Source organism: Pseudomonas sp. 13B_3.2_Bac1 (genome assembly GCF_025466205.1).
GTDB lineage: Bacteria > Pseudomonadota > Gammaproteobacteria > Pseudomonadales > Pseudomonadaceae > Aquipseudomonas > Aquipseudomonas fluorescens_H.
This window is the reverse complement of record NZ_JANLOG010000139.1, coordinates 1-8,210: the sequence shown is the minus strand read 5'-3', so window position 1 is coordinate 8,210 and position 8,210 is coordinate 1. Positions and strand designations below refer to the sequence as shown.

The 8,210-nt window shown below is 61.7% G+C and carries 8 protein-coding genes; 5 read left to right on the top strand and 3 right to left on the bottom strand.

From position 1 onward, the window contains the following. Positions 1–31: 31 nt before the first annotated feature. Positions 32–1,246, bottom strand: a complete 1,215-nt coding sequence (locus NTD85_RS22530) for an MFS transporter (protein WP_262143259.1) — start codon at positions 1,244–1,246, stop codon at positions 32–34. 176 nt (positions 1,247–1,422) lie between these two features. Then, positions 1,423–2,172: a hypothetical protein gene (locus tag NTD85_RS22525; RefSeq protein WP_003223587.1), complete on the bottom strand. Its 750-nt coding sequence runs from the start codon at positions 2,170–2,172 to the stop codon at positions 1,423–1,425. On the opposite strand from NTD85_RS22525, the gene NTD85_RS22520 reads away from it, so the two are divergent. The 4 genes from NTD85_RS22520 to NTD85_RS22505 all read left to right on the top strand — a co-directional run bounded on the left by NTD85_RS22520 (position 2,171) and on the right by NTD85_RS22505 (position 5,083). Further along, positions 2,171–2,299 carry a hypothetical protein gene (locus NTD85_RS22520; RefSeq protein ID WP_262143258.1) on the top strand — a complete coding sequence of 43 codons (129 nt, stop codon included), beginning with the start codon at positions 2,171–2,173 and terminating at the stop codon, positions 2,297–2,299. The two genes, NTD85_RS22525 and NTD85_RS22520, sit on opposite strands and share 2 nt — an antisense overlap. 107 nt (positions 2,300–2,406) lie before the next feature. Continuing rightward, positions 2,407–3,555, top strand: a complete 1,149-nt coding sequence (locus tag NTD85_RS22515) for an aldose epimerase family protein (RefSeq protein WP_262143257.1) — start codon at positions 2,407–2,409, stop codon at positions 3,553–3,555. 207 nt (positions 3,556–3,762) lie between these two features. Beyond that, on the top strand, positions 3,763–4,584 hold the full coding sequence (locus NTD85_RS22510) for an aldo/keto reductase (protein ID WP_262143256.1): 822 nt from the start codon (positions 3,763–3,765) through the stop codon (positions 4,582–4,584). Between the two features lie 28 nt (positions 4,585–4,612). Beyond that, complete coding sequence (locus NTD85_RS22505) at positions 4,613–5,083, top strand: DUF1810 domain-containing protein (protein WP_262143255.1); 471 nt, start codon at positions 4,613–4,615, stop codon at positions 5,081–5,083. On the opposite strand, the gene NTD85_RS22500 is transcribed toward NTD85_RS22505, so the two are convergent. Continuing rightward, positions 5,048–7,408 carry a DNA polymerase II gene (locus tag NTD85_RS22500; protein WP_262143254.1) on the bottom strand — a complete coding sequence of 787 codons (2,361 nt, stop codon included), beginning with the start codon at positions 7,406–7,408 and terminating at the stop codon, positions 5,048–5,050. The two genes, NTD85_RS22505 and NTD85_RS22500, sit on opposite strands and share 36 nt — an antisense overlap. Positions 7,409–7,737: 329 nt before the next feature. Between NTD85_RS22500 and NTD85_RS22495 the strand changes: the two genes are divergently transcribed. Then, entirely contained in the window at positions 7,738–8,178 is a 441-nt protein-coding gene (locus NTD85_RS22495; protein ID WP_045122370.1) for a CBS domain-containing protein, read from the top strand. Positions 8,179–8,210 lie beyond the last annotated feature (32 nt).

The following is an 8,210-nucleotide window of genomic DNA, read 5'->3' as shown; positions in this document are numbered from 1 at the left end:
CTCCCACAGGGGTTATAGGGTGCCAGGTAGATCAATGCACGCGCCGGCCCGGTTTGAAACTGTGATGACGGTTGATCCACACCGTCGCCAGCGCAATCAGCGACAGGATCAACAGCGCCCACGGAAACGACATCGCCCCCGCCCGATCCAGCAGCAGCCCGCCAAACAGACCGCCGCCGGCAATCGCCACGTTCCAGGAGGTGGTGAGCATCGCCTGCACCACGTCCACATGCTCGCCAGCCGAATCCGCTGCAGCCGTCAGCAGCAACGTCGCCGAGCCACCAAACGACAAGCCCCACACGGCCATGCAGGTGTAGATCAGCCACGGCGACGGTGACATCAGCGCCAGCACCAGGGCGGTCACGGCAAACACCGCGAGGCTGATCAGGGTCAGCCAGCGCAACCAGCGATCCACCAGCAGGCCGATGATCCAGATCCCGACCAGCGAACACAGACCGAACACCAGCAGCACCAGATCGACCCGCTCGGCCAGCCCGGCCTGCATCAGGAACGGCGCAATGTAGGTGTAGAGAATGTTGTGCCCGAGCATCCAGGTCAGCACCACGAACAGCACCGGCCGTACGCCCGGCAGACGCAGCGATTGCAGCAGCGGCAGGCGTTCGGCGCTGGTCTGGCCCGGACGATTGGGCACCGCCAGCACGATCCACGCCGCCAACACCAATGCCAGCGCCGACATGATCCCGAACGAAGCGCGCCAACCGATCAGGTTGCCCAGCCAGGTCCCCGCCGGTGTGCCCAGCGACAGTGCCACTGGGGTGCCGAGCATGGCGATCGCCAACGCTCGCCCCTGCTGATGCGCCGGCACGATCCCGCGGGCGTAACCGGCCATGATCCCCCATGACAACCCCGCCGCCATCCCGGCCAGAAACCGCGAAGCGAGGGTCAGACCGTAATGGCTGGAGAACGTGGTGATGGTGTTGAACACCAGGAAACCGCCAACCGTCATCAGCAGCACCCGCCGCCGTGGCCAGCCCCGGGTGGCGACGGTCAGCGGAATCGCCGCGACGATCGAGCCCAGCGCATACAGCGTCACCAGTTGCCCGGCGAGCACTTCGCTGACCCCAAGCCCGGCGCCGATTTGCGGCAGCAGCCCGGCCGGCAGGGTTTCGGTGAGGATGGCGATGAAGCCGGTCATGGCGAACGCCAGCAACGCGGCATAGGGCAGTTTTTCTGCACGGGTGGCGTGGTCGAGGCGGGTGAATTCGGTGCTTGCGGAGTCGGTCATGACAGGTGCAGCTCCCTTTGGATCAATAGTAGCGATGGATTGTATACAAAAACCCCACTCACAATTTGATCAATGTGGGAGTGAGCGTGCTCGCGAATGCGGTGGATCTATCAGAGATTCAGCGCCTGGCAGATCGCTTTCGCGAGCAGGCTCGCTCCCACATTGGATCTCCGCACTTACTGCACCGGCAGGAAATTCAGGAACAGCAGGCTCTGCGCGTAATTCAGGCCGATGCGCCGGTAGCGCTCGTCGAGCATCTGCGTCAGCAAGTCGAGGCGCGCGACGATCTTGCCGAATTCGGTGGCGAAACTGAGGTTGCTACCCTCCTCCGAGATTTCGTTGGAGAACAGCAAGGGCTGGCCTTCCTTGTTCTGGCGCTGGGACAGAATCCACGTGGCTTTCTCGATGTTGCGCGCGGCGTTGTGGACGAAGGTCGGGTTGATCGCATCGGTCATGTAGAACTCGACGCGATTGCCATGGGCGGTGACCAGCATGCTGCCGATGGCATAGATGAAGGCGCCGACCCGATCCCCGAGAAACTCCGGACTCATCGCATAACTGAGCGCCGCCAGATCTTTGCGCCCGCCCAGCACCGGCAACGGTTGCTGCTGCTCGACCGCCAGGCGCACCTGTTTCACCGCCGTGTTGATGTCGAGGAAGCCCGACTTGCGCAGTTCTTCCGGGTTGCGCAAATACAGCTTGCCCATCAGGCGATACAGACTGTTGAGGTTGTCGCGCATCGCCAATGTGGCCATGCGGTCGACGCTGGTTTGCAGGAATTCCTGCGGTTGACCGTCGCGCATCTGCGCGAAAAAGCCATTGCCGTCCTGATGCGTGCAACCGCTGACAAACAGCGACGACAGACAGGCCAGCAACAGGCACGGGCGGCGAACGAATCGGGCGATGGGGGGAAAAACTCTCGGCATGAATTCTCGAACAGGCACATTCCTGCGCGGCGGGCGTCGCCGCATCCTGGCCATGGATAGAGCCGCCGAATCCGGAAAAGTGCAGCGCTGGCACGATTTCCCGACCTTCGGCAACCATTTAGTATGACTTTATGTTTGCACTAAACCTTTAACCGGCTATAAATTCTGACTCAACTCACAATTAGCATGACTATTACCCTGTTTTGAAAACAACAACAAAAAGGAAGGTCAACCATGCTTCAATCACGTCACCTGCTCTCCGGCCTCGGACTGTCCCTGATGATCGCCACCCTCTCCGCCAACGCGGCCGGCCTGACCGCCGAACACAAAGCCTTCGGCAAAACCAATGACGGCACGCCCGTCGAGCAATACATCCTGCGTAACAGCCACGGCATGCAGGCGACCGTCATCACCTACGGCGCCACCCTGCAATCGCTGCTGGTACCGGACAAACACGGCAAAGCCGCCGATGTGGTGCTGGGCTTCGACGATGTCCAGGGCTACCAGAAAGGCACCGCCTATTTCGGCGCGACTATCGGCCGTTTCGGCAATCGACTGGCCGAAGGCGCCTTCGAACTCGACGGCAAGCGGTATCAGGTGCCGCAGAACGACAAGTCCAACGCCTTGCATGGCGGCACTGTGGGCTTTGACAAAAAGGTCTGGAAAGCCGAGCCCGTCACAGACAAGGATTCCGTCGGCGTGACCCTGACCTACCTTTCGGCGGATGGCGAAATGGGCTTCCCAGGCAACCTCACCACGCAAGTGACCTATCGCCTGACCGACAGCAACGAACTGCGCATCGACTACAAGGCCAGCACCGATCAACCGACGGTGCTCAACCTGACCAACCACAGCTACTTCAACCTCGCCGGTGCCGGCAATGGCGACGTGTTGAAACAAGTCGCGACCCTGCACGCCAACCGCTATACCCCGGTCACGGCCAAGCTGATCCCGACCGGCGAACTGGCACCCGTGGCCGGCACGCCGATGGACTTCACCAAACCCACCGCGATCGGCACGCACATCAAGGCCGATCATCCGCAGCTGAAATTCGCCGAGCCGAAACTGGGCGGCTTCGATTTCAACTGGGTGCTGGATACCAAAAGCGATGTGAGCAAGGTCGCCGCCGAGGTCAGCGATCCGCAGTCCGGGCGGCATTTGCAGCTGTTCACCAGCGAGCCGGGGGTGCAGTTTTATACCAGCAACTTCCTCGACGGCACGGTCAAGGGTAAGGGTGGCAAGGTCTATCCGCACTGGGGCGCGTTTACCCTGGAGACTCAGCACTATCCGGACTCGCCGAATCAGCCGGATTTCCCAAGTACGCGGCTGGATCCGGGACAGGCTTATACACAAAGCGTCGTCTTGAAATTCACCACAAAATAACTGGCCTCACTCATTTCCTGTGGCGAGGGAGCTTGCTCCCGCTGGGGCGCGAAGCGGCCCTCGCTTTTCATTAAGTTGGAAAGCAGCGGCCTGCTGCGCAGTCCAGCGGGAGCAAGCTCCCTCGCCACAGGTTCATCGCCCTTCATTGGAACCCCTGCGCTATCCTGCTGCCCACTAAGGTATCGACCATCAGCACAGGAGGTTTGAATGCGTACCCTCGAACTGGCAGGCGTGCAGGTTCCCGTGATTGGCCAGGGCACCTGGCGCATGGGCGAAGATCGCTCGGCGCACCCGCGTGAAGTGTCCGCGCTGCGCCAAGGCATCGAATTGGGCATGACCCTCATCGACACGGCGGAAATGTACGCCGAGGGCGGTGCCGAAAGCGTGGTCGGCGAAGCCATTGCCGGTCTGCGCGACCAGGTGTTTCTGGTGAGCAAGGTCTACCCGCACAACGCCAGCCGCAAAGGCATCCCCCAAGCCTGCGAGCGCAGCCTGCGCCGGCTCGACACCGATTACATCGACCTCTATCTGCTGCATTGGCGCGGCCAGTATCCGCTGGATGAAACTGTCGAAGCGTTCGAACGCCTGCGCGAGGACGGCAAGATCGGCCGCTGGGGCGTGTCGAATTTTGACGTCGACGACCTCGAAGAACTGGCCAACCCGGCGTGCGCCACCAATCAGGTGCTGTACAACCTGGAAGAGCGCGGCGTCGAATTCGATCTGCTGCCATGGTGCCGACAGCAGCGCATGCCGTTGATGGCGTACTGCCCGATTGGCCAGGGTGGCGCGATGCTGGCTGAACCGGTGCTGAACAAGATTGCCACTCGTCACAACGTGACCCCGGCACAGGTTTCACTGGCGTGGATTCTGCGTCAGGATGGTGTGATTGCGATTCCCAAGGCTGTGCGACCGGAACACGTGCAACTCAATGCACAAGCGGCGCAGTTGCAACTGGATGCCGGGGATCTGGCGGCGCTGGACCAAGTATTTAAAGCGCCACAACGCAAGCAGCGGCTGGCTATGGTCTGAGTCGCTGCCGGCTGGCGAGGGCTTCGTCATGAGAAGCACTGATCAGTGCGACCCGTTCAATCTTCAGCGTTTCGTCCAGGCCCAGGACCCGGTGTTCGAACGGATCCAGCGTGAACTCGACGAGGGGCGCAAGCGCAGCCACTGGATGTGGTTTGTGTTCCCGCAGTTCGCCGGGCTCGGTGGCAGCGAAATGTCCCGGCGCTTCGCCATTCAGTCTGCCGAGGAAGCCGAGGCTTACCTGGCCCATGACCTGCTCGGCGCTCGACTGCGCACCTGCACGCAGCTGGTACTGAACATCCGTCAGCGTTCGATTGCGGAGATTTTCGGCCACCCCGATGACCTGAAGTTTCACTCCTCGATGACGCTGTTTGCCCAGTTTGGCACCGAGGACAGTCTGTTCAATCAGGCACTCGAACGTTACTTCCACGGCATCCTCGACGAATGGACCCTGCAACTGCTGGACTCAAAACAGGCCCAGTTGCCCCCCGATCAGGGTTGAGAAGTCGTCGTCGACGAACGGCAGAATCGCATCGGCCACCGGCTGCAGTTGGCGGGTGATGTAGTGGTCGTAGTCGATGGCGGCGCGGCGCACTTCCAGCGGTTCCGGCCCGGCCAGGGTGATCACGTAACTGATCCAGCCACCGTTCTGATATTGCCGCGGGCGCCCGTGCTGTGCGTTGTAATCGTCGGCCAGCCGCGCCGCGCGCACATGCGGCGGCACGTTGCGTTCGTAGTCATCGAGGGTGCGGCGCAGGCGCTTGCGGTAGACCAGTCGCTCATCAAATTCGCCGGCCAGGGTCTTGCGCACGTAATCGCGCACGTAATCCTGATACGGCTTGCGCTGGAAGATTCGCTCGTACAACTCCTGCTGGAACTGCCGGGCCAGCAGTGACCAGTCGGTGCGCACGGTTTCCAGGCCCTTGTAGACCATTTCTTCACTGCCGTCGGCGCGGCTCACCAGTCCGGCGTAGCGCTTTTTGCTGCCCTCCTCGGCGCCGCGAATGGTCGGCATCAGAAAACGTTTGTAGTGCGTTTCGTACTGCAATTCGAGGGCACTTTGCAGGCCGTACTCCTCGCGCACATGCTCGCGCCACCAGTCGTTGACGTGCTTGACCAGCGCCTGACCGATCTGCGCCGCTTCCTCCTGCCCGTGCGGACGGCGCAGCCAGACGAAGGTCGAGTCGGTGTCGCCATAGATCACTGCGTGGCCCTGCGCTTCGATGAGCTGCCGCGTGCGCAGCATGATCTCGTGGCCGCGCAGGGTGATCGACGACGCCAGACGCGTATCGAAAAATCGGCAACCGCTGGAACCGAGCACGCCGTAGAAGGCGTTCATGATGATTTTCAACGCCTGCGACAGCGGCGCGTTGTGCTCGCGCTTGGCGGTCTCGCGGCCTTCGGCGACGCGCGCGACGATCGACGGCAGGCAATGCCGGGTGCGCGAGAATCGGGCGCCGCGAAACCCCGGCACCGAATCGGCATCGTCCGGGTGTTGCAGGCCTTCGATCAGGCCCACCGGGTCGATCAAAAAGGTGCGGATGATCGACGGATACAGGCTCTTGTAATCGAGCACCAGCACCGATTCGTACAGCCCCGGTTGCGAATCCATGACGAAGCCGCCCGGGCTGGCCTGCGGCGGATTGGTGCCCAGATTCGGCGCGACGAAACCCTGGCGGTGCATCAGCGGCATATACAGGTGAGTGAACGCCGCCACCGAGCCACCGCTGCGATCCGCCGGCAGCCCGGTAACGCTGGCGCGTTCGAGGAGAAACGTCAGCAACTCGGTCTTGGCGAAGATCCGCGTGACCAGTTCGCAGTCCTTGAGGTTGTACTTGGCCAGCGCCGGTTTGTCCTCGGCGAACATGCGGTTGATTTCGTCCATGCGCTGGTACGGGTTGTCGATCGCCTTGCCCTCGCCGAGCAGGGTCTGCGCGACGTTTTCCAGGCTGAACGAGGGAAAACTCCAGGTCGCCGAGCGCAGCGATTCAATGCCGTCGATGATCAGCCGCCCCGCCGCCGAGGCAAAGTAGTGTGTGCGACTGCCGTGTTCGCGCCACTGCATCTCTTCGCCGCCGCGACCGATTTTCAGCGGCACGCCGAGGCGCCGCGCATGTTCGTGGAGTATGCGCAGGTCGAACTGCACGACGTTCCAGCCGATGATTGCGTCGGGATCGTGGCGGGCGAACCAGTCGTTGAGTTTCTTCAGGATCACGGTGCGCGAGTCGCAGTATTCGAGATCGAAGTCGACGATGCTCGCGTCACCGTTCGGCGCGCCGAGCATGTACACCTGACGCTGGCCGCAGCCTTCCAAAGCAATGGAATACAGTTCGCCGGTTTCGGTGGTTTCGATGTCCAGCGAGACCAGGCGCAGTTTGGGCCGGTATTTGGGATCGGGCTTCAGTTGGGCGTTGAGCAAGACGCCGTCGGCATCGGCAGTGCCGCTGAACAGCACCGGCGCGGTGATGAAGCGTTCCATCAGGTAGCGTTCCGGCGGGCGCACGTCGGCTTCATAAACGTCGACACCGGCGCGGTTGAGCGCGGTTTCCAGGCGCATCAACTGGCCGTGTTGCTGGCAATACAGGCCCAGCACCGGGCGATGCTCGAAATCCTGCAGGGCCAGCGGGCGCAGTTCGACGTTCTTTTCGTCGTGGAGCAGGCGTTCGGCTGCTTCACGCTGTTCGGCGGGGATAAACGCCACCGAAGTCTGCGGCGCCAGGCGCACACGGCGCGGCCCGGCGTCGGTCGCCAGCCAGAACTCGACTTCGGTGCCGGCCGGGGTATCGCGCCAATGCCGGGTCAGGACGAAGCCCTGCTGTAAATCCACCACTGCAACCTCAGGAATTGAATCAGAGGGGCATTCTACGCTGCCCTTCAAGCGATAACCCCATTCCCTGTGGTGAGGGAGCTTGCTCCCGCTCGGCTGCGCAGCATTCGTAAAACCAGGCAATGCGGTGCATCAGGCAAACCGAATTCTCAGGGTTTGGGACTGCTACGCAGTCCAGCGCGAGCAAGCTCCCTCGCCACAGGGTTGGAGGTAAGCCGGAAAAACCGGCAAATGACGTTTTTTGCGTGCTATCTGCCGCTTTGCCACCTTGCTCTGCGCGCCAGCGTCTACGATGCTTGGAGAACAACGACAACACCTGAGTAACCGCCATGAAGACCGTCGCCCAACTGCTCAAGCTCAAAGATCAGAAAAATCAGGAAGTACACCAGATCAAACCCGGTCACATGGTGCTCGAAGCGCTGATGAAGATGGCCGAGAAAAACGTCGGGGCCTTGCTGGTGGTGGAGAACGACGAAGTGCTGGGCATCATCAGTGAGCGTGACTACGCACGCAAACTGGTGCTGCACGGGCGTTCCTCGGTGGGCACACCGGTGCGCGACATCATGGTTTCGCCGGTGATCACCGTGGACACCCACCAGACCGTCGACACCTGCCTGAGCATCATGTCCGACAAACGCCTGCGCCACTTGCCGGTGGTGGAGAACGGCAAGCTGATCGGTCTGTTGTCGATCGGCGACCTGGTAAAAGAGGCGATTGCCGAACAGGCAGAGCTGATCAAACAGCTGGAGCAGTACATTCGCGGGGAATGATCACCTTTCGCGCGAGCACTGCAAATCACCTG

Coding starts and splice junctions, on each gene's coding strand:
- NTD85_RS22530 (WP_262143259.1), bottom strand. CDS start 1,246: ATGACCGACTCCGCAAGCACCGAATTCACCCGCCTCGACCACGCCACC.
- NTD85_RS22520 (WP_262143258.1), top strand. CDS start 2,171: ATGAATTCTCGAACAGGCACATTCCTGCGCGGCGGGCGTCGCCGCATC.
- NTD85_RS22525 (WP_003223587.1), bottom strand. CDS start 2,172: ATGCCGAGAGTTTTTCCCCCCATCGCCCGATTCGTTCGCCGCCCGTGC.
- NTD85_RS22515 (WP_262143257.1), top strand. CDS start 2,407: ATGCTTCAATCACGTCACCTGCTCTCCGGCCTCGGACTGTCCCTGATG.
- NTD85_RS22510 (WP_262143256.1), top strand. CDS start 3,763: ATGCGTACCCTCGAACTGGCAGGCGTGCAGGTTCCCGTGATTGGCCAG.
- NTD85_RS22505 (WP_262143255.1), top strand. CDS start 4,613: ATGAGAAGCACTGATCAGTGCGACCCGTTCAATCTTCAGCGTTTCGTC.
- NTD85_RS22495 (WP_045122370.1), top strand. CDS start 7,738: ATGAAGACCGTCGCCCAACTGCTCAAGCTCAAAGATCAGAAAAATCAG.